This window comes from Ensifer sp. ENS02 (assembly GCF_014851885.1).
Lineage (GTDB): Bacteria > Pseudomonadota > Alphaproteobacteria > Rhizobiales > Rhizobiaceae > Ensifer > Ensifer adhaerens.
This window is the reverse complement of record NZ_JACVAO010000010.1, coordinates 189,128-215,399: the sequence shown is the minus strand read 5'-3', so window position 1 is coordinate 215,399 and position 26,272 is coordinate 189,128. Positions and strand designations below refer to the sequence as shown.

Sequence of the window (26,272 nt, the reverse complement as noted above, 5' to 3'; positions counted from 1 at the left end):
CCCGGCAAAAAATAGGGTTGCATCCAGAGACTGTGGCAGGCGAATATTTTCCTACATTGATAAACACGATCGAAAGCATAGACTACCGTTTTTGGCGGTAGCTGATTGGGCGTTGCAATCGCCGGCGTTGTCGGCCACTCTGATCGCGGCCCGCCAGAAACATCCGCTTTCACTCTTGGTTGCGATGCCGCTCGACCCGAACCGCTTGGGGGCTGGTGGCTTGGGTTCGCCCGGCGAACGTTCGGGGACACGATGTCGATCTATTTTCTGACGCTCATTATCGGCGTGGTCGCTGGCCTGCGCACCATGACCGCACCCGCCGCCGTCAGTATTGGCGCAGCCGCGGGATGGCTGCCGCTCAGCGGTACCTGGGCGGCCTTCATGGGCTTTCGCTTCACACCTTACATCTTCGGCCTTCTGGCCCTAGTTGAGTTCGTCACCGACCAATTGCCGAGCACACCGAGCCGAAAGGTGCCGCAACAGTTCGGCGCCCGCATCGTCAGCGGCGCCTTCTGCGGGGCCGCGCTCGGATTGACCGGACATGCTATGCTCCAAGGAATGGTCGCCGGCGTCATCGGTGCCGTCATCGGCACGCTCGGCGGCTATGAAGCCCGCAAGCGCCTCGTCGCGGCCATCGGCGGCAAGGACCTGCCGATCGCCCTTCTCGAGGATGCTGTTGCCGTTCTCCTCGCACTCTGGGTGGTGTCCTCGGTCTCATGACGAAACATTTCGACGCAATCATCATCGGTGCCGGCCAGGCCGGCCCATCGCTTGCCGGCCGGCTGACGGCAGCGGGCAAAACCGTCGCGCTGATCGAGCGCAAGCACTTCGGCGGCACCTGCGTCAACACCGGCTGCATGCCGACCAAGGCGATGGTCGCGAGCGCCTATGCCGCGCATCTGGCGCGACGGGGCGCGGACTATGGCGTGACGACCGGTCCCATCACCATCGACTTTACCCGCGTCATGGCGCGCAAGGACACGGTGCGGTTCACGTCCCGGGGAAACATCGAAAACTGGCTGAAAGGCATGGAGAACTGCACCGTCTTCGAAGGCCATGCGCGCTTCGAAAGCCCGCATGAGATCCGAGTCGGCGACGCGCTGCTCTCGGCCGACCAGATCTTTCTGAATGTCGGCGGACGCGCCGCAACCCCGGATTTCCCTGGTGTCGCCGAGGTGCCCTATCTCACCAACGTCTCGATCATGGATCTCGACACCCTGCCCCGCCACCTGATCGTCGTCGGCGGCAGCTATATCGGACTCGAGTTTGCGCAGATGTTCCGTCGCTTCGGCTCCGAGGTTACCGTAATCGAGAAGGGGCCGCGGCTAATCGGCCGGGAGGATGCGGACGTTTCCGACGCCATTCTCGCGATCCTCGAAAAAGAGGGCATCCAGTTTCGCCTCAATGCCGAATGCATCCGCTTTGCCAGGAGCGGCGACGATGTCGTCGCCGGCGTGGATTGCACGGCGGGCGCACCCGAGATCGTCGGCTCTCACCTGCTGCTGGCAACCGGCCGCCGGCCGAACACGGACGACCTCGATCTCGGCCGGAGCGGCGCCAAGACTGACGCCCGCGGCTATGTTGAAGTCGACGAGACGCTCAGGACCAACGTGCCGCACATCTTCGCGATGGGCGACTGCAATGGCCGCGGCGCCTTCACCCATACGGCCTATAACGACTTCGAGATTATCGCCGCCAATCTGCTCGACGGAGAGGCGCGGAAGGTCAGCGATCGCATTTCAACCTACGGCCTATTTATCGATCCGCCGCTCGGCCGCGCCGGCATGACCGAGACCGAGGCGCGCAAGTCGGGGCGCAAGCTGCTCATCGGTACGAGGCCGATGACCCGCGTCGGCCGCGCCGTGGAAAAGGGCGAGACCGAAGGCTTCATGAAGGTGATCGTCGACGCCGACAGCAAGGAGATCCTCGGTGCATCGATCCTCGGAACGAGCGGCGACGAGGCAGTGCAGAGCATCCTCGACGTGATGTATGCGGGCAAGCCATACACGACGATCACGCACGCGGTTCATATCCACCCAACCGTGTCGGAACTGATCCCGACGGTCTTTGGAGACATGCACCCGGCGACCTGAGCGGCCGGGCAATTGATGCCGCGCGCTTAAACGAGCGCTGCGCGTGCGAGCTGGTAGAAATAGGTCGCGCCGCGCTCAAGGATGTCGTCGTTGAAATCGTAGCGGGTTGTGTGCAGCCCGCTGCTGTCGCCATTACCGATCAGCACATAGGCGCCCGGCACCTTTTCCAGCAGGAAGGAGAAGTCCTCGCTGCCCATCAGCGGCTCGGGCAGTTCGACATAGGCATCCGCGCCGAATGTGTCGGCGATCACCGCACGCGCATTCTCGACCGCCTCGGCATCGTTGATCGTCGCGGGATAACCGACCTGCCAGTCAAAGACGGCTTCGGCGTTGTAGCTTTCCGCCTGCAGGCGGGCGATCTGCTCGACGCGCTCCTGCAACTGCTTGCGGACGACAGGATCCATCGCGCGCATGCTGATTTCCAGCACTGCGGTATCCGGAATGATATTCGAGGCCGAACCCGCCTGGAACGAGCCGACCGTCAACACGGACGGCTGGTGCGGCGACACATTGCGCGACACCAGCGTCTGCAGCGCCATCACCACGCTGGAACCGACGACGACCGGGTCGACCGTCAGTTCGGGCTGGGCGCCGTGGCCGCCCTTACCCTTGATCGCCAGCGTCAGCACGTCGATCGATGCCGCCATGGCACCGGCGCGGCTGGAGAACTGGCCGACCGGAAGACCCGGCCAGTTGTGAAGCGCATAAACCCGCTCGCAAGGGAAGCGCTCGAAAAGGCCGTCTTCGATCATCAGCTTGCCGCCGCCGAAGTTTTCCTCGGCCGGCTGGAAGATCAGATGAACCGTACCGTTGAAGCTTTCGTCCTTCGACAGCGCCCAGGCGGCACCGAGCAACATGCTGGTGTGGCCGTCATGGCCGCAGGCATGCATCGCGCCCGGATGCTTGCTCTGGTAAGCAAGACCGGTTTCCTCCTGCATCGGCAGCGCGTCCATGTCGGCGCGAAAGCCGATGGCGCGGTTGCTGTTGCCACGCTTCAGCGTCGCAACGATGCCGGTTGTCGCAAGACCGCGGGTGACCTCGAAGCCCCAGGACTGCAGCAGTCCCGCAACGAACTCGGAGGTCTTCACCTCGGAAAGGCCGATCTCGGGCATTTCGTGCAGCTTGTGGCGGATATCGACGAGTTCGGGCAGGAACTCGGAAAAATTGGTGTCGCGCATCGGGGCCTCCTCAAGCCATCTGCAGGAACTGGCGCAGGCGCGCCGATTGCGGGTCACGCATCATCTGCTGGGGGGCGCCGCGTTCTTCGACCAAACCCTTGTGCAGGAAGATCACTTCGCTGGAGATATCACGGGCGAGTGACATTTCATGGGTGACCATCACCATGGTGCGGCCCTCTTCGGCGAGCTTCTTGATGACGAGCAGCACCTCGTTGACGAGTTCCGGATCAAGCGCCGAGGTCGGCTCGTCGAAAAGCATCACCTCAGGCTTCATCGCCAGCGCCCGGGCAATTGCCGCGCGCTGCTGCTGACCGCCCGAGAGCTGATTCGGATAGTGGTCGCGCTTGGGCGTGATGCCGACCTTCTCCATCAGCAGTTCGGCTTCGCCGATCGCATCCTTCTTGGTCATGCCGAGCACGTGGATCGGCCCTTCGATGATGTTTTCGAGAATGGTCTTGTGGGACCAGAGGTTGAAGCTCTGGAACACCATGCCGAGGCGCGTGCGGATATGTTCGAGCTGCCGCTTGTCGGCTGCATGGAACTTGCCGTCCTTGCCCTTGACGGTGCGGATCACCTCGCCCGAGACGGAGATCTCGCCCTCGTCCGGCGTCTCCAGATAGTTGATGCAGCGCAGAAGCGTGCTCTTGCCCGAGCCGCTGCTGCCGATCAGCGAGATGACGTCGCCGGACTTCGCCTCGAAGGAGACGCCTTTCAGCACCTCGACGGACCCGAAGCTCTTGTGAATGTTCTTCACCGAAAGCGCTGATGCGACCATGTTCATTCCTCTCGCGCGCCGTGGCGCGTCTCCTCTTTATGCCTTCGCCGTGCGGTAGCGCGTGAGCCGCTTCTCGACGACGCCCATGATGCGCGTCAGGATGAACACGACGGTGAAATAGATGATGCCGGCGGCAATCAGCGGTTCGAAGATCAGCAGCGACTGGCGCTGCAGCATGCGGGCGGTGCCCATGACCTCAAGAATGGTGATGGTCGAGGCAAGCGACGTCGTCTTCAGCAGGATGATCAGGTCACCCGTCAAAACCGGCAGGCACGAGCGGAACGCCTGCGGCAGGGTGATGCGGCGCAGGACCATCGACGAGCGCATGCCGATCGATTTTGCCGCCTCGATCTGGCCGCGCGGGATCGCCTTGATCGCGCCGCGGATGACCTCGGCATTGTAGGAAGCCTGGTTGAGGCTGAGTGCAAAGATCGCATACCACAGGCCGTCACGCAGATAGGGCCAGAGGAAGCTATGGCGCACCCAGGTGCCGGGTAGGATTTGCCCGAGGCCGTAATAGATCAGGTAGATCTGCACCAGAAGCGGCGTGCCGCGGAAGGCGAAGGTGAAGACATAGGCCGGAACCGAAAGCACGCGGCGACCGGAAAGCCGGGCGAGCGCCACGAGCGTGCCGATGACAAGGCCGAAGACGCCGGCGACCGCCGTCAGAAGCAGCGTGAGCGGTGTCGCCTTGATCAGCGCCGGCAGGAAGCCGACGACGTTGGAGATCGTTTCCATCAGTTGTGCCCCCGATTGAGGCGGCGCTCGATCTGGGCGATCACCAGGACGGAAACGAGCGTAATTGCCAGAAACAGAATGGCCGTCAGCCCGTAGAAGAAGATGTACTGCTTGGTGCCTGCCGCCGCGCGATAGCCCGTGTAGAGCAGCTCGCTGAAGGAGCCGAGCACGCTGATGATGGCGCTTTCCTTGGTGATAGACAGCCAGAGATTGCCCATGCCGGGGACCGCGTGGCGCATCATCTGCGGGAAGATGATGCGGGTGAAGACCTTGCGCCTGTTCATGCCGATCGAAACCGCCGCCTCGATCTGGCCCGGCGGCACGGAGAGGAAGGCCGAGCGCAGCACCTCGGTCATGAAGGCGCCGGAAACAAAGGCGAGCGCGATGATCGCCGCCCAGAACGAGCTGAACTGAAAGGTTTCGGCAACGAGCCCGAAGTGCTTCAACAGCCGCTCGGCACCGCTCGCGACCGAGAAATAGAGAAGCAGGATGACGAGCAACTCAGGCAGCGAGCGCACGACCGTCGTGTAGATATCGGCAAGGAAACGCGGGATCCGGTGCTTCGACAGTTTGCCGGCAGCGCCCAGGAAGCCGAAGAGAACCGCAACCGCATAGGCGACCACGGAGACCTGCAGGGTCATCACCAGGCCCCAGGCGAAATCGTCGCCCCAGCCCTCGCCGCCCCAGGCAAGCAATTGCCAGTAATAGTCCATCCGTCGTTACCTGTTCCCGATTGTCTCGTCAGCCCCTACGCCGCTGCCCGATCGGTGCGGGCAAGGTGGCTGTAGCGGTTGCTGCGATGGTGCCCCGGCGCTGCGGCCGGTTTTGGCGAATGAGGGCGGCGACGCTGGCCGCCGCCCTCCGAAATTCGGTTTACTTCTTGCCGAAGATCCACTTGTCGACGAGCTTCTGCGTCGTGCCGTCCTTTTCGAGCGCGGCAAGGCCGGCATTGACCTTGTCGAGGGTCGCAGCGTCACCCTTGCGGACGGCATAGGCGACGCCTTCGCCGAGCGTGACGTTCTTCGGCACTTCGACCTTGACCTCGTAGTCGGCGCCTTCAGGCGTCTTCAGGAAGGTCTGGATGTAGAGGTCGGGGATGAGCACGTAGTCGACGCGACCGGCGATGAGGTCGGCGACCGAGTTGTCGGCGGTGTCGTAGCTCTTGGCTTCGGCGCCGGTCAGGTACTTGGCGACATAGGCCGACTGCACGCTCGACGTCTGCACGCCGATGATCTTGCCCTCGACGCTTGCCGGGTCGATGATCTTGCCAGAACCGTCGGCGGCGTCGGCCGTCTTGATCTCGCTCGTGTCACCCTTGGAGCCAACGAAGGACGTGCCTTCGGTGTAATAGGGCGTCGAGAAATCGACGACCTGGCGGCGCTCGTCGGTGATCGAGAAGGCGCCGATGATGAAATCGACCTTGTTTTCCTTCAGCGACGGGATGAGACCGTCCCAGGCCATCTGGTTGATGTCGCACTTGACGGCCATCTTCTCGCAGAGCGCGCGGGAGAGATCGGCTTCAAGGCCCTCCCACTCGCCGCCGGCGTTCACCTGGGTGAAGGGCATGTAGGGCTCCGGCGTCATGCCGAGGCGCAGCGTCTCCTCGGCAAACGCGCTGCCGGCAGCCATGGAAAGGGCGATCCCTGCGAACAGGGCGGTCTTCAACGTCTTCATAATGTTCCTCCTCGGGGATTGCGTCGGGTCAGAGCGTGTTGCTGAACCAGCGTAGCGACATGCAGGAAAGACCTGCGTCGATCTTGCCGATCTCCGTCGTCTTCATCGGCACGACCTTGTAGCCGAGCTTGTGGAGCATCTCGATCGTGCGCGGGAAGTCCGAGCCGACCATGACGACGTCGTTGACGCGCAGCGCATTCGCTGCCGGCTCTTCGCCTTCGGGAATGATCACCTGCTTGAAGCGCTCGAAGGCGCCGGACTTGGCGAGGCGCGCGGTCGAAAGCACGGTCTCGTCGTCGAGCAGCGAGCAATCGGTCTTGAAGTGCAGCACGCCTTCAGGCGTGGCGACGATCTCGCTTTTGCGACCGAGCTTGGTCAGGCAGGCCTGAAGTGCTTCGGCGCCAACCTTGTTGGTACGGGCCGAAAGACCGATCATCACGCTTTCGCGGGTGGTCAGAACGTCGCCGCCATCGGCAAAGCCGGTGCCTGGCAGATCGAGAACCGTTTCGAACATGGCGCGAAGCGTCGGCTCGATCTCCGGCGTTTCCTTGACGCGGGTTTCGGCACCCGGACGCAAGAGGATCGCGCCTTCGGTGAAGACCAGCGCCGGATCTTCGACGAAGATCGAGTCCGGGAAGGCTTCGAGCGCCGGCAGCACCGTCACCTTGACGCCCGCGTCCTTCATCGCCGCGATATAGGCATCGTGTTCTGCCTTTACACCTTCGAAGGTGGGGTTGCCGCGGTCATCGGCGCGAAGGCCGTTGACGACCGACTTCGACGGGGTGCGGACGATGATGTTGTTGAACTGGTAGACGGGGCGTGACTGCGACATTTGTAGACCTTTGGCTTGGATGAGGTGCTTCTATCGATCGGACATGGCGGCGTAAAGCGGTTGCTTGTTCACGTTTTCCCGACGTGACAGGTGAACGCCAGCGAGCATGCAGCGCACGGAGCCGCCCGCGAGCTCGATGGTCGGAACGTCGAAGGCGAGAACACGGGCAGAGACTTCGAGCGCCTTGATCTGGTCGGCGCGGAGCGAGGCGAGCGCGCGAGCCGACATGACCACGACGCGGCCATCGGCACCGTCGAGTTCGATGGCATTGCCGGCGAAGTTCTCGATTTGCTCCAGCGTCAGATCGATGACCTGGCGGCCGGTTTCCTCAAGCCGCAAGCAGATCTCCTGGCGACGGGCGAGATCCGGGATCATGCTCGTGCCGATCAGCGCAAACTCGGTGCCGATGCACATCAGCACGTTGGTGTGGTAGATCGAGTTGCCCTGGCGATCGACCGCGCCGAAGATCATCGGCTCGAAATTGAAGTGGGTGCAGAAGCGTTCTAGCGCCACTTCATTGGTGCGGTTGGAACGTGCGGCATAGGCGACGCGACCGATATGGTCGAGCACCATGGCGCCCGTGCCTTCGAGATAGACGCCGTCCTTTTCAAGGCCGGAGTAATCGATCACGTCCTGAACGCGGTACTCGTTCTTCAGCATCTCGATGATGTCGGAGCGGCGCTCGCTTTGACGGCTTTCCGAATACATCGGATAGATCGCGACATGGCCACCCGAATGGGTCGAGAACCAGTTGTTGGGGAACACCGAGTCCGGCCGCGTCGTCGTCTCGTCTTCGAAGAGATGGACTGCGACGCCGGCGTTCGAAAGCCCGTCGGCCATGCGGCTGACTTCGTCATAGGCGGCCTTGGCGATCGCAGTCGGCTGGCGCGCCGCGTCGGTCGCCTGGAAGGCATTGTCCTTGGCCGTCATCGGGTTGGGGCCGAAGTGGTGCGGGCGGATCATCACGACGCCCTTCGGCGCCTGTACGGACAGTCTCTTCATGTTATGCGGCACTCCGCTCGGCAGGGACCGCCGGCTGCTGCCGGAACAGGCCGTAGAGATCGCGCGGATGGTCCGGCTGGGTCGTCAGGTCGAGCTCGGTGTAGAATGCGGTACCCTGGATCTTGTCGCGCAGGAAGCGCAGGGCCGAGAAGTCTTCGGTAGCAAAACCGACGGAATCGAAGATGGTGATCTGGGCGCTCGAGCGACGGCCTTCGGCCTCGCCGGCAATCACCTGCCAGAGTTCGGTGACCGGGAAGTCCGGCGCCATCTGCTGGATCTCGCCCTCGATGCGGGTCTGTTCCGGATATTCGACGAAGACGTCGGCGCGGCGCAGGATGTCCCCCTGCAACTCCGTCTTGCCGGGGCAATCGCCGCCAACGGCGTTGATGTGAACGCCGGCGCCCACCATGTTGTCGGAGAGGATCGTGGCATTGCGCTTGTCGGCCGTGACGGTCGTGATGATGTCCGCGCCAGCAACCGCTTCTTCCGCCGTGGTTGCGACGACGATGTCGAAGTCCATATCCGAGAGGTTGTTGCAGAACTTGGCGGCGGCTTCCGCATCGATATCGAAGACCTGAAGGCGCTTGACGCCAAGAAGGGCGCGGAAGGCGAGCGCCTGGAATTCGGACTGGGCGCCGAGACCGATGATCGCCATCGAGCGGGCATCAGGACGTGCGAGGTACTTCGCGGCAAGCGCCGATGTCGCCGCCGTGCGCAGTCCCGTCATGATCGTCATTTCGGAAACGAGACAGGGGTAGCCGGTGCTGACGTCGGAAAGAACGCCGAAGGCGGTCACCGTCTGCAGGCCGACATTGGGGTTCTTCGGATGGCCGTTGACGTATTTGAAGCCGTAGTGCTCGCCGTCCGAGGTCGGCATCAACTCGATGACGCCGGTCTTCGAGTGGCTGGCCAGCCGCGGAGTTTTTTCGAAAACGTTCCACCGGCGGAAATCGTCTTCGATGTATTCCGCAAGACCCACAAGAAACGTCTCAATGCCGATCGATTTGACCAGCTCGATTACGTTGCCGACACCGACATACTGAACCACGTTTAAAACTCCATCGGAGAAATTCGATGAAGTCAGCCTAGGCTTGCAAGAAGTGAGTTGAAATTTTAAACCTGCGCAAAATTACAGGACATATTGAGCAATTTGCGCAATCGTAATATACACCTTTCATGCATATCTTCGATGACCTCGACCACCAGCTCATCTCGCTCCTGCGAGAAGACGGGCGCGCGCCCTACTCCAAGATCGCTGCGGTGCTCGGCATATCGAGGGCGACCGTGCAGACTCGCATCGACCGGCTGCTCGAAAGCGGCGCGGTCCTGGGCTTCACGCTGCGCGTGCGGCAGGATTATGACGATCGCGCCATCCGTGCGATCATGATGATCGAGGTGAGCGGCCGAAACACCACCAAGGTGATCAAATACCTGCGCGGCCTGCCGGAACTTTATGCCCTGCACACCACCAACGGCGGTTGGGACCTGGTCGCCGAAATCCGCGCCAACAGCCTCAGCGATTTCGACCGCATCCTGCGCGAAGTGCGCGACGTCGAGGGCGTGTCGAACAGCGAAACGAGCATTCTGCTCAGCACCGTCTGACGCTCCTACCCATCATCTGCGCAGCTCGCGCACGACCAAGACAGGCATGACCATGAGCCATATCCCCCAGATCGACTACGACACCGCCTCGGATGAAATCCGCGCCGCCCACGACGAGGAGGTGCGCGTGCGTGGCCGCATGACCAACATGAAGCGCACGCTTTTACATTCGCCGGTCGCGCACCGGATCTATGCGGAATGGTTCACGCTCCGCGAGGAACTACGCCCTACCCTCGACGACAGGGCGATCTGGTTCCTCTCCCATTCCATTTCGGAGGCCATGAAATCCCCAATCGCCATGGGCTTCTTTCGTCGCGCCTTCGCCAATGCCGGCATCGATTTTCACACGGACGTGCCGAGCGAAGACGAACAGCGCCTGATCGCGTTCGGCCGCGCCATCGTCGCCGACAGCAATGCCGTTACGGAGGAAATCTGGGTTGGCCTCAAGGCACGCTACGACGCCAAGGCGCTGGTCGACCTCGTCGCTTTCTCCGGTATCATGGTGGCGACGGCGCTTTTCAACAATGTCGTCGAAGTGGAGTTCGACAAGGAACTGGAACCCTTCGTCGATTGAGACAGTGAAGAGCAGCGTGACAAACGATATGACAATCAGGCGCGCGACCGTCGCGGATGCGTCAAGCCTTGCGGCGATCAGCCTGGAAGTCTGGCTGAACACGTATATCAGGGATGGCGTCAACGCATTCTTTGCCGATTATGCGCTGCAGCACTTTACCACCGCGCGCTTCGAAGAAATTCTGGGCGACCGCAACGAGACCGTCTGGGTTTCGCAGAACGTTGTCGGTATCGACGGCTTCTTGCGCATGTCCGCGAATTCGCCGGCACCGGTCGATATCGCCTCCGACCTGGAAATCACGACGCTCTATGTCCAGCCCCGTCACCATGGTCGCGGCCTCGGCAAGGCACTCCTGAAGACCGGCCTGCAATTCTGCCTGGACACGGGCCAGCTAGGCACCTGGCTGGCGGTGAACGCCGAAAACGAAAAAGCCACGGCCTTCTACCTCGCGAGTGGCTTTGAGATGGCGGGACAAACCCATTTCACGATCGGCGACAAGGCTTACCCCAACCACGTTCTTCAGTTTCGCTTGGACCGCTGATCGCTTCGAACAGCGCCTTCACACCAAGAAACGGTTGACGTCGATCGCTTGCGTGTATATACACACATTATGTCTCGTTGCTATTGTGCCCTCTTACGCAAAGCCACCCGGCGAGTGACGTCAGTCTATGACGACGCGCTGCAGCCGATTGGTCTTAACCTTGCCCAGTTCAGCCTGCTTCGACACATCGCGCGCGATGAACCGATCTCGATGACCGAGCTTGGCCGCAAGATCGAACTCGAGCGATCGACGGTCAGCCGCAACGTCAAAGTGCTGGAGGGAATGGGATTGACCGCAACTGGAAGCGGAAAGGATCAGCGGGAGGCCATTGTCGAGCTTACGGAGAGCGGCCACCGGATACTGGCTGACGGCGCGCCGCTCTGGCAGGCCGCTCAGGACAAGATCGAGGCGCGGCTGGGAGCCGACGCCGCCGCCCAGCTGGAGGACCTGCTGCTGGCGCTCTAGCGCCTCGTTTCCAGACCAACTTTCTGGTCGCAGTCTGCGACTTGAGGCCAGAAGAATCCGGGCAGCCTAAGCTGCCAGGAACCGGCAGAAAACTGCCAAACAACAGTTCAATCTGCGACCTGCGCTCCGAAAGCCCGCGCAGCGCTGTCGCACGCCCTAAAAACACCGACGAAAGGAAGTCGACGATGCTCGGTCCGGCGCTTGCGCGTTATCTTGCCAGACGCAATATCCACTACGGCTGGGCTGTCGCCGCCGTCACCTTCCTGGTCATGCTTTCGACAGCGGGCGCCATGGGCTCGGCCGGCGTGCTCATCAAACCGCTCGAGACCGAATTCGGCTGGACCAATGCGCAAATCTCGCTGGCGCTCGCCATCCGGCTTTGCCTTTTCGGTCTGCTCGGTCCGTTCGCAGCCTCGTTCATGAACCATTTCGGCGTGCGCCCGGTCGTGTCTACGGCGCTGATCCTGATCATCTCCGGCATCGCCGCCTCGTTCTACATGACGGAACTCTGGCACCTGGTGGCGATCTGGGGCGTCGTGCTCGGCGTGGGTACCGGCATGACGGCGCTGGTGCTCGGCGCGACGGTCGCAACGCGCTGGTTCGACAAACGGCGCGGGCTCGTCGTCGGGCTGATGACCGCCAGCAACGCCACCGGCCAGCTGGTCTTCCTGCCGTTGCTCGCTTCTCTCACCGAAACGATCGGCTGGCGCTCGGCGCTGACGCTGATCATCGTCATCCTGCTTGCGGCCTTCACCCTGGTCCTGCTTCTGATGCAGGATCGCCCTGGGGACCTTGGCCTTGCGCCCTTCGGCGGCAAGCAAATGGTGGCGGCGCCGCCGAAGGCGAAGAGCTTCGGGGAACTGCTGATGGCACCGATCCGGGCGCTTTCCGACGCCGCCAAGACCAACACCTTCTGGGTGCTGTTTGCGACCTTCTTCGTCTGCGGCTTCAGCACCAACGGGCTGATCCAGACCCATTGGGTTTCGATCTGCGGCGATGTTGGTATTGCCCCCGTCGCAGCAGCCAGCCTGCTGGCGCTGATCGGCGTATTCGATCTGATCGGCACCATCGGTTCCGGCTGGCTCTCGGACCGTTATGACAACCGCTGGCTGCTCTTCTGGTTCTACGGCCTTCGCGGCCTGTCGCTGATGTTCCTGCCGTTCAGCGGCTTCAACATCTACACGCTGTCGATCTTTGCGATCTTCTACGGCCTGGATTGGGTCGCGACGGTACCGCCGACGGTGAAACTTTCGGCCGAACGCTTCGGTCCGGAACGCGCCGCCCTCGTCTTCGGCTGGGTCTTCACCGGTCACCAGCTGGGTGCGGCCAGTGCGACCTTCCTCGCAGGCGCCAGCCGGACGTCGCTTGAAACCTATACGCCGGCGCTGATTGCCGCCGGGATGCTCTGCATTGTCGCGGCCCTGCTGGTGCTGACGATCGGTCGGCGTCAACCGGAGGCGCTTACGCCGCAACCGGCCTGAGTCCTTCTGCCAGTTGCATCGAAAAGGGCGGGCTGCCAATGGCAGCCCGCCCTTTTGTTGGACGCTGAGACCCAATGAACGTCAGTGGGCAAACTCGGTCACGAATTCCGGATTGCCGCGGATCGTATTGCTAACGGTGCAGATCTCGTTTTCGGCGGCTTCCGCGATCGCATGGCGGACCGTGTCGTCAAAATCACCCTTGATGTCGAAGACGATGTTGAATTTTGCGACGCGGGACGGCTCGTCATGGGCTTTCTCGCCCGTCACCTTGGCACTCACTTCCGTCAGCCGGTCGAGCACGCCAAAACGGCTGGCGGCGATGCGGGCGCTCAGCACCAGGCAGCTTGCGAGCGACGCATAGAGCAGATCGAGCGGGCCGTAGCCCGCCTGCGACGGGCCGGTGACGATATCGAGTTCACCACCGGTGACCGAGGTCACATGCGGAAAGCCGGTCTTGCCGACCACAGCCGTCGCACCGGTTTCCCGCGTTCTCACCTTCACATCCGCCATGTCGTAAAACCTTCCCAGAACTTATCAAACCGATCGGTAGAAACACGTCGCCCCAGGCCGGAAGGCCCAGGGCGTTTTGATATGTGCGCCTTTTTCTCATCGGCGCAAGGGCGATCGCTGGCGGATCAGTTCTTCTTCACCAGGCGGTAGAAGACATAGTCCGAGATGGCGCCATTGACGTAGCCTTCGACCTTGTCCTTCATCGCGACCTGGGTCGCGGCCTGGAACATGATCACGATCGGCGACTTTTCCTGCACCTTGCGCTGCAGGTCGACATAAAGCGCGTCGCGCTTGGCCGGATCGGCTTCCTTGAGGGCTGCCTTGGTCGCTTCGTTGAGTTCCGCCGGAACCGCCCAGCCGTTACGCCAGGTGGTCGTCGACTGATACTTGTCGTCGGCGTTGTCTTCGTTATAGGCGAAGGCCTTGGCGTTCGAATGCGGGTCCATGAAGTCCGGGCCCCAATAGAGCAGCATCGCTTCGTGGGTGCGCGCGCGGTACTTGGTGATGACCTGGCTACCGGTGCCCGGGATGATCTCGAAGTTGATCCCGGCTTCGGCGAAGGACGCCTGCAGTGACTGCGCCATGTCGGTGAACGGCGTCGAGTTGATGACGTCGAGGGTCACCTTGATCGGCGTCTTGATGCCGGCATCGGCCAGGATCTTCTTCGCCTTCTCGACGTCGTAGCTGTAGGGGGTCTCGTCGAGCGAGCCCGGGAAGCCCTTCGGCCAGAAGGCCTGGTGAACTTCCATCTGGCCCTTGAGGAAGCTGTCGGTCATGCCCTTGTAGTCGACCAGGTAGCGGGCGGCTTCCCAGACGGCTTCCGGCTGCAGTGCCGCGTCCTTCTGGTTGAACGACAGGAAGTGTACGGCGGCCTGCGGATAGGATTCGACCTTCACGCCGTCCTTGCCTTCAAGACCCGAAACCTGGTCCGGGGTCAGGTTCTTCGCCATGTCGACGTCGCCGGTCTGCAGCATCAGCTGCTGGGTTGCGGCTTCGGCCACGTGACGGATGATGACGCCCTTGATAACAGGAGCGCCACCGAAGTAGTTCGGGTTGCTCGCAAGGTTGAGCAGCTCGCCGGCGCGGAAGGCCTTGAGCACGAACGGGCCGGTGCCGGCCGAATTGGCCTTGAGCCACGCATTGCCGAAGTCGCCATCGGCCTCGTTGGCCTTGACGGTTTCCGCGTCGATCACCGAAGCCGGGCGAGCGGCGAGAACGTTGAGAACGAAGGCCGACGAGAAGTCGCCGTCATACTTGACCGTGACCTTGTTACCTTCGGCGGTCACCATCTTGTCGATGTTTTCGGGCGTCCAGCCGAGCTGCGTCAGGATGAAGGCCGGCGCCTTGTTGAGAACGACGACGCGCTTGAAGGAGTAGACGACGTCTTCGCCACGCAGCGGATTGCCGGAGGAAAAGGTAACGCCATCACGCAGCGTGAAGGTGATCGTCTTTGCCGCATCGTCGACCGTCCATTCGGAGGCAAGACCCGGCGCCAGCTTCTTCACGTCGGGCGCATCGTACTGCACCAGGCGGTCATAGGTCTGGGTGACGTATTCGCCCGAGGAGAACTCGTAGGCCTCGGCCGGGTCGATGCTGACGATGTCGTCGATATTCTGGGCAACGACCAACACATCGGCTGGCGTTTCGGCGAGTGCGGCCGGCGCCACGCTCATCATCAGGGACGCCGCGAAGACCGCGGCCTTGAACATTCTCATCATCATTCTCCTATTTTCGATGAGGCTTGGTTTTTGTCGGTGCCGGCTTCAGCGCCGATTGCGGCTGACCGGTCTCGTTGGATTGGGAAGCGCGGGGCCGGAAGAGCGGCAGGGTGCCGGTCCAGATCAACCGCACGGGTGCGTCTGTCTTGTTCCACCAGTAGTGGGGCTGGATGCCGCGGAAGTGCAGGCCGTCGCCAGGCGAAAGCATGGTGTCGTCGCCATCGAGCCCGAAGAGGATCTCGCCTTCGAGCATGTAGACGAGCTCTTCGCCCTCATGGCTGAAGACCTCGGAGCGATGCCCCGGCGGAATGGTGATGACGAAACTCGAAAGCTGGTTGCCGGCGAAATCCGCGCCAATGCGCTCATAGGAAACAGGCGAGCCGCCGACCGAAAACACCATGCGCCCCTCGGCGCGCGAAAGCCCGGTGTCGATCGCCGGTGCCAGGATGAAATGGTTGAGTTCGGCGCCCAGGCCTTGCGCAATCTGGGCCAGTGTGCCGAGCGAGGGCATGGCAAGATCGCGCTCGATCTGGCTCAAATAGCCGACCGAAACGCCCGCTGCGTCGCTGAGCGTCTGCAGGGTCATATGCATCTGCCGGCGGCGCGCACGCACCAGCGCGCCCACCTTCGGCTGCCCTGCCCCGGCCGATTTGCCCGAAGCGGCCTGCGTATCCTCTGACGGATCGCTCACAGCGGTTATTCCTCCCGTTTCCGCCCCAGTAAAATTTTTTTGATTTAAGCAAACTTATTTATATACTCCAAGCAAATTTTTGCGGTATCGACAAGTGAGACCGCAAGCGAAGAGGGATGGTGACGCCACGTGGCAAACGACAGCACGACAGCAGCAGCGCCGGCGCGCCGCGCCGCCAGACCCAGTCGGGGACGGCAGCGCCTTCTTTCACTGGCAGGCTTCCTGGTAACGCTTGCGATAACCTTCCTCGGCCTGCTCGCAATCACCTTCTTCATCGGCCGCATCGTGCCGATCGACCCGGTTCTGGCTGTCGTCGGCGACCGCGCACCCGTCGCCGTCTATGAGCGCGTGCGCCAGGAAATGGGGCTCGACCAGCCGCTGATCACGCAGTTCGTCAGCTACGTACGTGACGTCGCCACCTTCAATTTCGGAACATCGGTTTCGACGGGCAAGCCGGTTATCGAGGACCTCGCTCGCGTCTTCCCGGCAACACTCGAAATGGCGACGCTCGGCATCATGCTCGGCGTGCTGATCGGCGTGCCGCTCGGTGTTTTTGCCGCCGCCCGCCGTGGCTCCTGGCTCGATCAGGGCATCCGCGTCATCGGTCTGCTCGGTTATTCGGTGCCTGCCTTCTGGCTCGGTCTCGTCGGCCTGGCGATTTTCTACGCGAAGCTGAAATGGGTCGGCGGCCCCGGCCGTGTCGACATCTTTTACGACGGCATGGTGTCGCCGGTCACGGGCCTGATCCTTGTCGACAGCATCATTGCTGGCGAATGGGAGATCTTCCGCAACGCCGTCTGGCACCTGATCCTGCCGGCGTCCTGCCTCGGCTTCTTCTCGCTCGCCTATATCGCCCGCATGACGCGCTCCTTCATGCTCGACCAGCTGAGCCAGGAATATGTGACGACCGCCCGGGTCAAAGGCGTGCCGGAGCGCCTGGTCATCTGGCGCCATGCCTTCCGGCCGATCCGCGTGCCGCTGATCACCGTTATCGGCCTGTCCTATGCCGGCCTGCTCGAAGGCTCCGTGATGATCGAGACGATCTTCTCCTGGCCCGGCATCGGCAACTACCTGACCGTCGCTCTGCTCAATGCCGACATGTCGGCCGTGCTCGGCTCGACCCTCGTCATCGGCGCGGTCTTCATCGGCATCAACAAGATTTCGGACGTGCTCTACCGCGTGCTCGATCCGCGTGCACGCTAAGGGAGGAGCGACCATGACCACACTTCGCGACTGGCTGATCGACGACAGCCCCGCCTCGCCGATGCAGGCGCGCCTCGGGCGCTTCTATCGCATCTTCGGCGCGCTGATGCGCAATCCGCTCGCCGTTGTCGGCGCCGTCATCATCCTCGTTCTGGTGCTGACCGCGCTCTTTGCGCCGTGGCTCGCCACCCATGATCCGCTGCGCCAGTCGCTGAGCGAACGCCTGCTGCCGCCGAGTGCTGCCCACTGGATGGGAACCGACGAACTCGGCCGCGACATCTGGTCCCGCGTTGTCTACGGTTCACGCATCACGCTGGCCATCGTCACGCTGGTTGCAGTGCTCGCAGCCCCCGCCGGCCTGGTGATCGGCGTGGCCGCCGGTTATTTCGGTGGCTGGGTCGACCGTATCCTGATGGGCATTACCGATATCTTCCTGTCGCTGCCGAAGCTCATCCTGGCGCTTGCCTTCGTTGCAGCCCTTGGCCCCGGCATCGAGAACGCGATCATCGCCATCGCGATCACCTCCTGGCCCGGCTATGCCCGTGTCGCTCGTGCGGAGACGCTGACCTTCAAGAACTCCGAATTCATTTCGGCGGTGCGTCTGCTCGGCGCGTCGAGCCTCCGGGTCAATCTCGGCCACGTGCTCCCGCTCTGCACCTCATCGATGATTGTCCGCGTCACGCTCGACATGGCCGGCATCATCCTGACGGCTGCCGGTCTCGGCTTCATCGGACTTGGCGCTCAGCCGCCACTTCCCGAATGGGGCGCGATGATCTCGCGCGGTCGCTCCTTCATTCTCGATCAGTGGTGGGTCGCGACCATGCCCGGCTTTGCCATCATTCTCGTTAGCCTCGGCTTCTGCTTCCTCGGTGATGGCCTGCGCGACGTGCTCGATCCGAAGAGCGGGGAGCAGCGCTGATGAGCAATCTTCTCGAAGTCGAAAACCTGCGCGTCACCTTCCCGACGCCCCGCGGTGATCTCGAAGTCGTGCGCGGCATCTCCTTCACCCTCGGCCGCGAACGCCTCGGCATCGTCGGCGAGAGCGGCTCGGGCAAGTCGATGACCGGTCGCTCGATCCTGCAGCTGATCCGGGCACCGGGTCGGGTCACCGCCGACAAGCTCGTCTTCGACGGCGTCGACCTCCTGAAGCAGTCCGAGCGGCAGATGCGCGCCATCCGCGGCGCCCGCATTTCCATGGTGATGCAAGACCCGAAGTTCTCGCTGAACCCGGTCATGACCATCGGCGAGCAGATCGCCGAAGCGTTGCTGACGCACCAGAAGCTGCCGCGCCGCGAGGTCAACGCGCGCGTGCTTACGATGCTGGAATCGGTGCGCATTGCAGATCCGGAACGCGTCGCCAAGCTCTACCCGCACGAAGTCTCCGGTGGCATGGGCCAACGCGTGATGATCGCGATGATGCTGATCCCCGAGCCGGACCTTCTGATCGCCGACGAGCCGACCTCGGCGCTCGACGTTTCCGTCCAGGCCCAGGTGCTCGACATCATCGACGAACTGGTGAAACGCAAGGGCATGGGCCTGATCTTCATCAGCCACGACCTCAATCTCGTCTCCAGCTATTGCGACCGCATCCTCGTGATGAACACCGGCGAGGTGGTCGAGGAATGCAAGGCCGGCGAACTGATGGCGGCCAAGCACCCCTATACGCGCGGGCTGATCGCCTCCATTCCGCGCCTCGATGAAACACGGGACGAGCTGCCGGTGCTCGACCGCAGCGCATGGGCCAAGGCATGACCGCGCTCTCTCTGAAGAACCTCGACATCTCGTACGGCGACGTGCAGATCACCCACAACGTCAATCTCGATATCGCCGACGGCGAGAGCTTTGCCCTTGTCGGCGAAAGCGGCTCGGGAAAATCGACGGTGCTGAAGGCAATCGCAGGTCTCGCGCCGGAATGGACCGGCGAGATCACCGTGCTCGGCTCGCCCCGCGGCCACGGCATCGACCGCGCCTTTTCGCGTCAGTGCCAGATGGTGTTCCAGGATCCCTACGGCTCGCTGCATCCGCGAAAGACGGTCGACGCCACGCTCGGCGAAGCGCTGACGATCCACGGCATCGGCGACCGCAACGCCCGCATCGAGGAGGTCATGACCTCGGTCGGCCTCGATCGCAAGTTCCGCTTCCGCTTTCCGCACCAGCTCTCGGGCGGCCAGCGCCAGCGCGTGGCAATCGCCCGGGCGCTGATGCTGAAGCCGAAGGTGCTCTTACTCGACGAGCCGACATCCGCGCTCGACGTTTCGGTCCAGGCCGAAATCCTCAACCTGTTGAAGCGCCTCCGGCGCGAGCAGAACCTCACCTTCCTGATGGTCACCCACAACCTGGCGGTCGTCTCCTTCCTCTGCGATCGCCTCGCTGTCATGCGCCAGGGCCGGATCGTCGAGATTGCCGATGTCGCCGACCTCAAGCGCGGTGACCTCAAGGATCCCTATTCGCGCGAGCTGATGCAGATCAGCGCCGCGCATGCCAACTAGGATGGGACAACACCGACGATTTATCGTCTGTCCCCTTCTAAGATATCGAGTAACCCCAAGGACATAGCATGAACAGTGAACAGATCGCTGCCGCGCTGGCGGAATTCGACGCGGCCATTGCCAAGACCACCGATGCCGATGCGGTATGGACCGCATTGCAGACGCTTAGCCGCCAGGTGATCGGCGCCAAGCTCTTCACCATCATGACCGTAGATATGGTCAACGAAGTCGCGCGCCGCGCCTACACCTCGCACCCCGCGGAGTACCCGACCTCGGGCACCAAGCCGATCCGCTACGACAGCTGGTTCGACATCGTGCACAAGGCGCACCAGACCTTCGTCGCCAACACCATCGCCGATATCGCCAAGGTTTTCCCGGACCACGAGACGATCTGGTCGCTCGGCTGCGGCTCGGTTGCCAACATCCCGGTCGTTGTCGGCGGCGAGCTGCTCGGCACCGTCAACTGCCTCGACGTCGAGCATCACTACACGCCGGAGCGCGTGGCACTCTCCAAGCACCTGGAGCTGCCGGCGAAGCTCGCCTTCCTCGCCGCAGCACGCGCCGAGAAGAAGTAAGACAGCAGGCCGGAGGCGTCATCGCCTTCGGCCATCCATCCGCTCAGCGGCCGATCGCCCCACCGGTTTCCTTCAGGAAGAAATGCATTTTCTCCGTCTCGATCGGCACCGCGATCTGATCGTCGGGGCCGATGCGTGACGCGGCGTGAACCTGCGCCGTGAAAGCGGCAGGCCCGACCCGGCCAAGAGCCAGCGTATGCGGGCCGAGCGGTTCGATATCGCGCACGATCAGCCTGACTGTTGGCGCATTGGCGTCCGTCGCCATCGTATGTTCCGGCCGGATGCCGAGCACGACCGCTTTTCCGACGTAGGCGCCGAGTTTTTCGGCGCGGTTTTCCGGGATAGCCACGGCCACGTCCCCATCCGCTATGAACTGCATCCCTCCATCGCCGCGCTCCAGCCGCCCCTCGAGGAAATTCATGCTCGGCGCACCGATGAAGGCGGCGACGAAAAGATTGGCGGGGGCCTCATAGAGCGTGATCGGATCGGCCGCCTGCTCGATGCGGCCCTGGTTCATGACGACGACGCGGTCGGCCATGGTCATGGCTTCCACCTGATCGTGGGTCACGTAAACGGCAGTCGTCTGAAGACGCCGGTGCAAGAGCTTGATTTCGGTGCGCATTTCGATGCGAAGTTTGGCATCTAGGTTCGACAACGGCTCGTCGAAGAGGAAGACATCCGGCTGGCGTACGATCGCCCGGCCGATCGCCACGCGCTGGCGCTGGCCGCCCGAAAGTGCGCTCGGCTTGCGATTGAGATAGGCGCCGAGGTTGAGGATGCGAGCGGCATCCGTTACCGCCTTTTCGATCTCCGCCTTCGGCGTGCCGCGCACCTTCATGCCGTAGCCGATGTTCTCGGCGACCGTCATGTGCGGATAGAGCGCGTAATTCTGAAACACCATGGAGCAATTGCGCAGGCCCGGTCTGAGATCGGTCACGTCGCGATCGCCAATCCGGATCGAACCCGAAGTCGCAGTTTCGAGGCCGGCAATCATCCTGAGCGTCGTCGTCTTGCCGCAGCCGGAGGGACCGACGAGCACGACGAACTCACGATCGGCAATGTCGAGATCGAGCGGCGGAATGACGGTGACGCTCCCGAAGGACTTGGTGATCTGCTGCAATCGGACCTGTGACATGCTGTAGCCTCTGATGCTGTCTGTGCCCGGTCTCGCCGGGGACGGTGGCGCCCGCCCCGATCGTTTCGGGGCGGGCGTGGGTTCGTTACTGCTGCGGCAGGCCCATCGAGGCGCGATAGGCGGCAAGCTGCTTGTCGCGGCCGAACTCGTCGGTCAGCTTGTTCCACTGTTCCGCGACGCTATCGAGCGCCTCTTGCGGCGTCACTTCGCCGGCAAGCGCCTTGGAAAGCTCGATCTCCAGCACTTCGGTATAGGAGAAGTAGCCGGGAAGGCGCATGTCGAGCGCGATGTTCTTGGCGGTCACCGCCTCCTTCTGCGCACCAAGATATTCCTTCGCCTCACGCTCGGAGAAGATCTTCGACCAGAGATCGAGATTGGTCGTGTGCGAGATGCGGTAAGGGTTCACACCGGTACCGCCGGCAATCGCCGCCTGGCCCGAGACGGCCGGGCTCGTCAGATACTGGATGTAGTTCCAGGCCGCTTCCTGCTTGGTCGAGGTCGCGGGAACCGCGGCCTGCCAACCGCCGAAGGCCATGAAGGAGGTCTGGACGACGTGGTCGAACTTGTCCCACTTCTTGGTCTTGTAGTTCCAGATCTCGTCCGATCCCGGCAGCGATGCCGAGCCGACATTGCCGGCCACCTTCGACTGCTTCGGGTCGGCGCCGATGACGCCGGTATCACCCCAGCCGATCGATTCCGCCACCTGGCCGCCGGCAAAAGCGGCGTTCACTTCGCCGAAGGAGAAGTTCAGCGCGTTCGGCGGCGCGAGCTTTGAGGCGCGGATGTATTCCTCGAGGCCACGGACCCAGCCGGGATTGTTGACCTGCGCATCCATTGTTTCCGGGTTGAAGAACATGGCGCCCGGGTTGTCCGGGTGGCTGGTATAACCGGCGACGTGGCTGAACAGGAACCAGAATTGCTGGCCGCCACGCCGGAAGGCTTCCGCCGTGCCCCAGAGGTTGTTCGAGGGCTGGTTGAAGTATTCGGCGATGTCCAGATACTGCTTCCAGGTCTTCGGCGGCGCCAGATCGTAACCGTACTTTTCCTTGAAGGCCTTCTGGTTGTCGGCGTTCTCGAAGAGGTCGATGCGGTAGCTGTAGGTATGGGCGTCGCCGTCCATCGTCTGCGACAGCACCTTGCCGTTCCAGACCATCAGCTGTTCGCGGTAGACGGGCGCGATATCGTCCCAGTCGGCGCCCTTCTGCATGTCGGCCGGCATTTCCGACAGGAAGTCGGTGAAATCAGGGGCCCAGGCCGGTGCAAAGGCGATCACGTCGAAAGCGTCTTCGCCAGAGGTCAGCGAGGTCACGATCTTCGGATAGAGCTCCGACCACGGGAACTCGACGACCTTGACCTTGCCGCAGGTCTTTTCCTCCCAGCCTTTGGCCGCAAGCTGCAGCGCCGAGGCAATGTAAGGACCGGTCTGTGTGGTCGCCGTCAGTTCGACGCCGGTGTAATCCGGGTCGCAGGCGAGCGCCGTTCCCGCGCTCCCCGATGCGAGTGCGGCGAGAGATGCAGATGCCAGTAGCAATTTCCTCATTCTATCCTCCCTGTGAATGAATGCATGCCAAAGCGGTTGGTTACTTGATCGCTCCAAGAAGCAGGCCGGAGCGCATGAGCCGGCTCAAAAGCCCGGCCATGACCATCATCGGAATGATGGCAACGAGTGCGGCAGCGGAAATCGCCCACCATTCGTCGCCGCGCTGGCTGTTCTGGCCGGCAACGAGAATGGGCAGCGTCTGCCATTTGGAGTTGGTCAGGAACAGCGCGAACAGGAACTCGTTCCAGACGAAGGCGAGCGTGATCATGAAGGTGGCGATCAGACCCGGCTTCGACATCGGCAGCACAATGCCGAAGAAGATCCGCCACGACGGCACGTTGTCGACCATCGCCGCCTCCTCGACCTCCACCGGCAGCGCCTCGAAGAAGTCGCGCATCAGCCAGATGACGATCGGCAGCGAGAAAGCGATATAGGCGAAGGTGAGGCCGATATAGCTGTCGACCAGCTTGAAGCCGAGTTTGCCCATCTCGGTGTACATCAGGTAGAGCGCAAAGGCAGCGACGATCGGCGGGAACATGCGCTGGCTGACGAACCAGAAGACGATGTCGTTGTTGCCGAGTTCCGGCCCCGGAAGGCGAAAGCGGCTCGAGATCACCGCAAGCGCGAGCGCTGCGACAAAGGCATAGACCAGCGAGATGCCCTGGCCGTAGCCAAGCACATGGCGGCCGAGCAGGAAGCCGCCGAAGGCGATCACCACGAAGATCAGTGCCGAGAGCAGGCGAAAGCGGAAGGTGAAGCGCACCAGCGCATAGGCTGCCATGGCGCCGATGAAGGTCGCGGCGATCGACGCCGAAAGGCCGATGATTGTCGAGGCCAGGAAGGTGTTGAAGAACTGGCCACGCTGGCCCGACAACAGCTCGCTCCAGGCCGTCAAGCTCGGTTCGAAATCAACGAAGGGCAGATAGGTCGGCCCGCCGACGACGGCGATCGGCGTCTTGAACGAGGTGATCAGCACCCAATAGAGCGGAAAGAAGGTGATGGCGAGCCAGACGAGGCAGCCGCCGAGCGCCAGCCAGCGCCGTTTCCCTTTGAGAGTGCGCACGCTCATTTGTGCTTCTCCAGATAGGGCTTGAGGATGGCGAGATAGACGAGACCGATGACTGTGATGACAATCAGGAACAGGAAGGAAAGCGCCGAGGTGTAGCCGAGATTGAACTTCTTGAAGCCTTCCTGATAGGCAAACAGCGTCAGCGTCTCGGTCGATATCCCCGGCCCGCCGCCGGTCATGACGAAGACCGTGTCGATGATCTTGTAGCTCTCGATCAGGCGGATGAAGACCACGGCGACCGAGATCGGCAGGAGCATAGGAAAGGTGATGTCGCGGAACTGCTGCCATGGCGTGGCATTTTCGAGCGCGGCCGCCTCGTAGACGTCGTCGGGCAAGGTCTGTAGCCCGGCAAGCAGCATGAGGATGACGAAAGGCGTCCATTGCCAGACCTCGACGGCAATGATCGAGCCGAGCGCCCAGCTGGTCTGGGTGAGGAACGGCAGGTTGGGGAACCCGATTGCCGTCATCAGCTCGTTGAGCGGGCCCATCGTCGGGTTCAGCACCTGGCGGGCGATCAGCGCGACGGCGACCGGCGCCACCAGCATCGGCAGCAGGAAGCTGACGCGGAAGATGCCCTCTCCCGGCACTCTTGAATTCAACGCCAACGCCACCGAAAGGCCGATCACATATTGCAGCCCGACGGAGATGAAGGCGATCAGCGTCGTCGTTCCCGCCACATGCCAGAACCGCGGGTTCTGCAGGAGATCGAGATAGTTGCCAAAGCCGACGAAGCGGGCCGGCGTCGGCGGCACGAGCCGCATGCTCATGAAGCTGGTCGTCAGCGAATAGACGAGCGGGAAGATCGAGATCATCAGCACGATGATCAGCGCCGGCCAGATGAAGAAGTGCTTGATCGGGTCGTTGCGCGTCATGCGGACGCCCCGCGCGCAAGCAGCGCCTCGATCTCGGCCAGCGTCGGCATGGCGGGCGCGGTGCCGCGGCGGGTGACCGCGATGCCGGCGGTGGCGCAGCCGAAGCGTACAGCGTCAACGGGTGAAAGGTCGCGGGCGAGCGCTGCGGAGAAGCCTCCGACAAAAGCGTCCCCCGCCCCGGTCGTGTCGATTACCGGCCCGCTGGCGATCGCCGGCACCAGCACCGACCGCTCGTGGTTGTGATAGAGCACGCCGCGTTCACCGAGCGTGATCAGCGCCGTTTTCGCACCCTTCTTCAGGATCGCGTCACCGGCACGACGAACGTCGTCTTCCGTGGCGAGCGCGAAACCGACGATGGCTGCGGCTTCCGTCTCGTTCGGCACAAGATAATCGCAGAGCGGATAGATCGCATCCGGGAAGGCTTCGGCCGGCGCCGGGTTGAAGACGGTGATGACGCCCGCCGCATGGGCAATTTCGAGCGCCCGCCGAGCGGCGGCCACCGGCTGCTCCAATTGGGTGACGAAGATGCGCGAACCTTCGATCGTCTCGCGCGCGGCCTCGACATCGTCGATCCCGATCGAGCCGGCGGCTCCCGGATAGACGATGATGGCGTTTTCGCCGTTCTGGTCGTTGACATAGATGAAGGCAGCCCCTGTCGGCAGATCGTCCATCTCAACGATCTTCGGCGTCACGCCGGCCTCGGCATAGGTGCGCAGCGCCATCTCGCCAAAGGTGTCGCGGCCGAGCTTGGAGATGAAGGAAACGGGACTTCCCGCCCGAGCACAGGCAACCGCCTGGTTCGAGCCCTTGCCACCCGGCCCGACGGAAAAGCCGCTGCCGGTAATCGTTTCACCGACAACCGGCATGCGCCGCGCCAGATAGGCCGTGTCGGCCACGAAGATGCCAAGGATCGAAACACCAGTCTTCATTCAAGCCTCCCCCTGCGACCGCACCGCAAGCAAAGCGGCGTGTCCAAGCAATCTCTCGCGATTTCATCTGTCGTCTCGTGCCGCGCGGCGACCGCGCGGTCCGTCAGGTCTTGGGCGGAATGACGCCCTTGGTGAACAGGAAGCAGCCATAGAAGCGCGTCTCGCCCGTGGTGATGACGCAATAGGCCTTCTTGGCTTCCTCGTAGAACTTGAAGCGCTCGATGCCGTACATCGGCGCCGATTTACCCTCAGCGCGATCGATTATCGCCTGCACTTCCTGCTGCACGGGCAGCACTTCGTCGGGCGCACCCATCACCTCCATGCGCCCGGCCGAAGGCTGCAGCGGCGTATCGAGCGGCAGCACGGAAAGCACCGCTTCGACGGCACGCGCGGCCGAGACGTTGTCGATGCGCAACAGCGTGCCCAGCGTGGTCTTGCGGGCAATGGCGTCGGACGGGAAGTTGGTGTCGGAAATGACCAGCGTGTCGCCGTGTCCCATGGACCTGAGCGCGTGCAGCACATCGGCGTTCAGCGCCGGATCGATATTCTTCAGCATACAGTCCTCCTCCTGGCGCGCTCCGGTTTC

Annotated in this window: 29 protein-coding genes; 12 read left to right on the top strand and 17 right to left on the bottom strand. The window is 62.6% G+C overall.

The annotated features are described in order from the left end of the window. The first annotated feature begins 252 nt into the window (after positions 1–252). Both IB262_RS22490 and IB262_RS22485 read left to right on the top strand, forming a co-directional pair. Positions 253–720 (top strand): DUF4126 domain-containing protein, encoded by a 468-nt coding sequence (locus IB262_RS22490; protein ID WP_089043763.1) that lies wholly within the window; start codon positions 253–255, stop codon positions 718–720. Then, positions 717–2,093: an FAD-containing oxidoreductase gene (locus tag IB262_RS22485; RefSeq protein WP_089043762.1), complete on the top strand. Its 1,377-nt coding sequence runs from the start codon at positions 717–719 to the stop codon at positions 2,091–2,093. Before IB262_RS22490 ends, IB262_RS22485 begins: the two co-directional genes overlap by 4 nt. A 26-nt stretch (positions 2,094–2,119) precedes the next feature. On the opposite strand, the gene IB262_RS22480 is transcribed toward IB262_RS22485, so the two are convergent. From IB262_RS22480 to IB262_RS22445, 8 genes are all read right to left on the bottom strand, one after another. Continuing rightward, complete coding sequence (locus IB262_RS22480) at positions 2,120–3,271, bottom strand: M20 aminoacylase family protein (protein ID WP_192493791.1); 1,152 nt, start codon at positions 3,269–3,271, stop codon at positions 2,120–2,122. Positions 3,272–3,281: 10 nt separating this feature from the next. After that, positions 3,282–4,046, bottom strand: a complete 765-nt coding sequence (locus IB262_RS22475; RefSeq protein WP_090426603.1) for an ATP-binding cassette domain-containing protein — start codon at positions 4,044–4,046, stop codon at positions 3,282–3,284. Between the two features lie 36 nt (positions 4,047–4,082). Then, entirely contained in the window at positions 4,083–4,784 is a 702-nt protein-coding gene (locus tag IB262_RS22470) for an ABC transporter permease subunit (RefSeq protein WP_060586196.1), read from the bottom strand. Further along, positions 4,784–5,497, bottom strand: coding sequence for an ABC transporter permease subunit (locus tag IB262_RS22465; protein WP_034799489.1), 714 nt, complete (start codon positions 5,495–5,497; stop codon positions 4,784–4,786). Before IB262_RS22465 ends, IB262_RS22470 begins: the two co-directional genes overlap by 1 nt. 160 nt (positions 5,498–5,657) lie before the next feature. Continuing rightward, positions 5,658–6,458 carry a transporter substrate-binding domain-containing protein gene (locus tag IB262_RS22460; protein ID WP_034799485.1) on the bottom strand — a complete coding sequence of 267 codons (801 nt, stop codon included), beginning with the start codon at positions 6,456–6,458 and terminating at the stop codon, positions 5,658–5,660. Between the two features lie 28 nt (positions 6,459–6,486). Beyond that, positions 6,487–7,290 (bottom strand): arginine deiminase family protein, encoded by an 804-nt coding sequence (locus tag IB262_RS22455; protein ID WP_192493790.1) that lies wholly within the window; start codon positions 7,288–7,290, stop codon positions 6,487–6,489. Between the two features lie 30 nt (positions 7,291–7,320). Further along, complete coding sequence (locus IB262_RS22450) at positions 7,321–8,292, bottom strand: arginine deiminase-related protein (RefSeq protein ID WP_034799479.1); 972 nt, start codon at positions 8,290–8,292, stop codon at positions 7,321–7,323. Between the two features lies 1 nt (position 8,293). Further along, on the bottom strand, positions 8,294–9,376 hold the full coding sequence (locus tag IB262_RS22445) for an ornithine cyclodeaminase (RefSeq protein ID WP_060530301.1): 1,083 nt from the start codon (positions 9,374–9,376) through the stop codon (positions 8,294–8,296). Between the two features lie 92 nt (positions 9,377–9,468). On the opposite strand from IB262_RS22445, the gene IB262_RS22440 reads away from it, so the two are divergent. From IB262_RS22440 to IB262_RS22420, 5 genes are all read left to right on the top strand, one after another. Continuing rightward, on the top strand, positions 9,469–9,894 hold the full coding sequence (locus tag IB262_RS22440) for an Lrp/AsnC family transcriptional regulator (protein WP_034799473.1): 426 nt from the start codon (positions 9,469–9,471) through the stop codon (positions 9,892–9,894). Between the two features lie 52 nt (positions 9,895–9,946). Next, on the top strand, positions 9,947–10,468 hold the full coding sequence (locus IB262_RS22435; RefSeq protein WP_034799759.1) for a hypothetical protein: 522 nt from the start codon (positions 9,947–9,949) through the stop codon (positions 10,466–10,468). A gap of 28 nt (positions 10,469–10,496) precedes the next feature. After that, a complete protein-coding gene (locus tag IB262_RS22430) occupies positions 10,497–11,009 on the top strand; it encodes a GNAT family N-acetyltransferase (RefSeq protein ID WP_090295911.1) in 513 nt (170 codons plus the stop codon). A 69-nt stretch (positions 11,010–11,078) separates the two neighbouring features. Next, positions 11,079–11,474, top strand: coding sequence for a MarR family winged helix-turn-helix transcriptional regulator (locus tag IB262_RS22425; RefSeq protein ID WP_034799468.1), 396 nt, complete (start codon positions 11,079–11,081; stop codon positions 11,472–11,474). 185 nt (positions 11,475–11,659) lie between these two features. Continuing rightward, complete coding sequence (locus IB262_RS22420) at positions 11,660–12,955, top strand: MFS transporter (RefSeq protein WP_034799465.1); 1,296 nt, start codon at positions 11,660–11,662, stop codon at positions 12,953–12,955. Between the two features lie 81 nt (positions 12,956–13,036). Here the strand turns inward: IB262_RS22420 and IB262_RS22415 are convergent, their stop codons facing one another. From IB262_RS22415 to IB262_RS22405, 3 genes are all read right to left on the bottom strand, one after another. Beyond that, entirely contained in the window at positions 13,037–13,465 is a 429-nt protein-coding gene (locus tag IB262_RS22415) for an OsmC family protein (protein ID WP_060518277.1), read from the bottom strand. Positions 13,466–13,590: 125 nt separating this feature from the next. Beyond that, the gene (locus IB262_RS22410) at positions 13,591–15,180 is read right to left on the bottom strand and encodes an ABC transporter substrate-binding protein (protein WP_060518279.1); all 1,590 of its coding nucleotides are present in this window, start codon (positions 15,178–15,180) and stop codon (positions 13,591–13,593) included. Positions 15,181–15,190: 10 nt separating this feature from the next. Continuing rightward, a complete protein-coding gene (locus IB262_RS22405) occupies positions 15,191–15,874 on the bottom strand; it encodes an XRE family transcriptional regulator (protein WP_034799462.1) in 684 nt (227 codons plus the stop codon). A 210-nt stretch (positions 15,875–16,084) separates the two neighbouring features. On the opposite strand from IB262_RS22405, the gene IB262_RS22400 reads away from it, so the two are divergent. The 5 genes from IB262_RS22400 (at position 16,085) to IB262_RS22380 (ending at position 20,141) form a co-directional block, all read left to right on the top strand. Next, positions 16,085–17,077: an ABC transporter permease gene (locus IB262_RS22400; RefSeq protein WP_034799755.1), complete on the top strand. Its 993-nt coding sequence runs from the start codon at positions 16,085–16,087 to the stop codon at positions 17,075–17,077. A gap of 13 nt (positions 17,078–17,090) precedes the next feature. Continuing rightward, positions 17,091–17,996: an ABC transporter permease gene (locus tag IB262_RS22395; protein WP_034799460.1), complete on the top strand. Its 906-nt coding sequence runs from the start codon at positions 17,091–17,093 to the stop codon at positions 17,994–17,996. Next, positions 17,996–18,829 (top strand): ABC transporter ATP-binding protein, encoded by an 834-nt coding sequence (locus tag IB262_RS22390; RefSeq protein WP_034799458.1) that lies wholly within the window; start codon positions 17,996–17,998, stop codon positions 18,827–18,829. The genes IB262_RS22395 and IB262_RS22390 overlap by 1 nt, the downstream gene beginning before the upstream one ends. Further along, positions 18,826–19,566, top strand: coding sequence for an ABC transporter ATP-binding protein (locus IB262_RS22385; RefSeq protein WP_060586295.1), 741 nt, complete (start codon positions 18,826–18,828; stop codon positions 19,564–19,566). The genes IB262_RS22390 and IB262_RS22385 overlap by 4 nt, the downstream gene beginning before the upstream one ends. 68 nt (positions 19,567–19,634) lie before the next feature. Then, positions 19,635–20,141: a GAF domain-containing protein gene (locus IB262_RS22380; RefSeq protein ID WP_034799456.1), complete on the top strand. Its 507-nt coding sequence runs from the start codon at positions 19,635–19,637 to the stop codon at positions 20,139–20,141. A 43-nt stretch (positions 20,142–20,184) separates the two neighbouring features. Here IB262_RS22380 and ugpC read toward each other — a convergent pair whose 3' ends face one another. From ugpC to IB262_RS22350, 6 genes are all read right to left on the bottom strand, one after another. Then, the gene (ugpC, locus tag IB262_RS22375) at positions 20,185–21,276 is read right to left on the bottom strand and encodes a sn-glycerol-3-phosphate ABC transporter ATP-binding protein UgpC (RefSeq protein WP_034799453.1); all 1,092 of its coding nucleotides are present in this window, start codon (positions 21,274–21,276) and stop codon (positions 20,185–20,187) included. A gap of 85 nt (positions 21,277–21,361) precedes the next feature. Continuing rightward, the gene (locus IB262_RS22370; protein ID WP_113079849.1) at positions 21,362–22,816 is read right to left on the bottom strand and encodes an extracellular solute-binding protein; all 1,455 of its coding nucleotides are present in this window, start codon (positions 22,814–22,816) and stop codon (positions 21,362–21,364) included. Between the two features lie 40 nt (positions 22,817–22,856). Further along, positions 22,857–23,885, bottom strand: a complete 1,029-nt coding sequence (locus IB262_RS22365; RefSeq protein ID WP_034799447.1) for a carbohydrate ABC transporter permease — start codon at positions 23,883–23,885, stop codon at positions 22,857–22,859. Continuing rightward, complete coding sequence (locus IB262_RS22360; protein WP_034799444.1) at positions 23,882–24,757, bottom strand: sugar ABC transporter permease; 876 nt, start codon at positions 24,755–24,757, stop codon at positions 23,882–23,884. The genes IB262_RS22365 and IB262_RS22360 overlap by 4 nt, the downstream gene beginning before the upstream one ends. Continuing rightward, a complete protein-coding gene (gene rbsK / locus IB262_RS22355) occupies positions 24,754–25,686 on the bottom strand; it encodes a ribokinase (protein WP_112772148.1) in 933 nt (310 codons plus the stop codon). Before rbsK ends, IB262_RS22360 begins: the two co-directional genes overlap by 4 nt. Positions 25,687–25,789: 103 nt before the next feature. Beyond that, entirely contained in the window at positions 25,790–26,242 is a 453-nt protein-coding gene (locus IB262_RS22350) for an RbsD/FucU family protein (RefSeq protein ID WP_112772147.1), read from the bottom strand. Positions 26,243–26,272: the final 30 nt, after the last annotated feature.

Excerpts from the sequence above, each read along its gene's own strand:
- IB262_RS22490 (WP_089043763.1), top strand. The coding sequence starts at position 253 with ATGTCGATCTATTTTCTGACGCTCATTATCGGCGTGGTCGCTGGCCTG.
- IB262_RS22485 (WP_089043762.1), top strand. The coding sequence starts at position 717 with ATGACGAAACATTTCGACGCAATCATCATCGGTGCCGGCCAGGCCGGC.
- IB262_RS22480 (WP_192493791.1), bottom strand. The coding sequence starts at position 3,271 with ATGCGCGACACCAATTTTTCCGAGTTCCTGCCCGAACTCGTCGATATC.
- IB262_RS22475 (WP_090426603.1), bottom strand. The coding sequence starts at position 4,046 with ATGGTCGCATCAGCGCTTTCGGTGAAGAACATTCACAAGAGCTTCGGG.
- IB262_RS22470 (WP_060586196.1), bottom strand. The coding sequence starts at position 4,784 with ATGGAAACGATCTCCAACGTCGTCGGCTTCCTGCCGGCGCTGATCAAG.
- IB262_RS22465 (WP_034799489.1), bottom strand. The coding sequence starts at position 5,497 with ATGGACTATTACTGGCAATTGCTTGCCTGGGGCGGCGAGGGCTGGGGC.
- IB262_RS22460 (WP_034799485.1), bottom strand. The coding sequence starts at position 6,458 with ATGAAGACGTTGAAGACCGCCCTGTTCGCAGGGATCGCCCTTTCCATG.
- IB262_RS22455 (WP_192493790.1), bottom strand. The coding sequence starts at position 7,290 with ATGTCGCAGTCACGCCCCGTCTACCAGTTCAACAACATCATCGTCCGC.
- IB262_RS22450 (WP_034799479.1), bottom strand. The coding sequence starts at position 8,292 with ATGAAGAGACTGTCCGTACAGGCGCCGAAGGGCGTCGTGATGATCCGC.
- IB262_RS22440 (WP_034799473.1), top strand. The coding sequence starts at position 9,469 with ATGCATATCTTCGATGACCTCGACCACCAGCTCATCTCGCTCCTGCGA.
- IB262_RS22435 (WP_034799759.1), top strand. The coding sequence starts at position 9,947 with ATGAGCCATATCCCCCAGATCGACTACGACACCGCCTCGGATGAAATC.
- IB262_RS22430 (WP_090295911.1), top strand. The coding sequence starts at position 10,497 with ATGACAATCAGGCGCGCGACCGTCGCGGATGCGTCAAGCCTTGCGGCG.
- IB262_RS22425 (WP_034799468.1), top strand. The coding sequence starts at position 11,079 with ATGTCTCGTTGCTATTGTGCCCTCTTACGCAAAGCCACCCGGCGAGTG.
- IB262_RS22420 (WP_034799465.1), top strand. The coding sequence starts at position 11,660 with ATGCTCGGTCCGGCGCTTGCGCGTTATCTTGCCAGACGCAATATCCAC.
- IB262_RS22415 (WP_060518277.1), bottom strand. The coding sequence starts at position 13,465 with ATGGCGGATGTGAAGGTGAGAACGCGGGAAACCGGTGCGACGGCTGTG.
- IB262_RS22410 (WP_060518279.1), bottom strand. The coding sequence starts at position 15,180 with ATGAGAATGTTCAAGGCCGCGGTCTTCGCGGCGTCCCTGATGATGAGC.
- IB262_RS22395 (WP_034799460.1), top strand. The coding sequence starts at position 17,091 with ATGACCACACTTCGCGACTGGCTGATCGACGACAGCCCCGCCTCGCCG.
- IB262_RS22390 (WP_034799458.1), top strand. The coding sequence starts at position 17,996 with ATGAGCAATCTTCTCGAAGTCGAAAACCTGCGCGTCACCTTCCCGACG.
- IB262_RS22385 (WP_060586295.1), top strand. The coding sequence starts at position 18,826 with ATGACCGCGCTCTCTCTGAAGAACCTCGACATCTCGTACGGCGACGTG.
- IB262_RS22380 (WP_034799456.1), top strand. The coding sequence starts at position 19,635 with ATGAACAGTGAACAGATCGCTGCCGCGCTGGCGGAATTCGACGCGGCC.
- ugpC (WP_034799453.1), bottom strand. The coding sequence starts at position 21,276 with ATGTCACAGGTCCGATTGCAGCAGATCACCAAGTCCTTCGGGAGCGTC.
- IB262_RS22370 (WP_113079849.1), bottom strand. The coding sequence starts at position 22,816 with ATGAGGAAATTGCTACTGGCATCTGCATCTCTCGCCGCACTCGCATCG.
- IB262_RS22365 (WP_034799447.1), bottom strand. The coding sequence starts at position 23,885 with ATGAGCGTGCGCACTCTCAAAGGGAAACGGCGCTGGCTGGCGCTCGGC.
- IB262_RS22360 (WP_034799444.1), bottom strand. The coding sequence starts at position 24,757 with ATGACGCGCAACGACCCGATCAAGCACTTCTTCATCTGGCCGGCGCTG.
- rbsK (WP_112772148.1), bottom strand. The coding sequence starts at position 25,686 with ATGAAGACTGGTGTTTCGATCCTTGGCATCTTCGTGGCCGACACGGCC.
- IB262_RS22350 (WP_112772147.1), bottom strand. The coding sequence starts at position 26,242 with ATGCTGAAGAATATCGATCCGGCGCTGAACGCCGATGTGCTGCACGCG.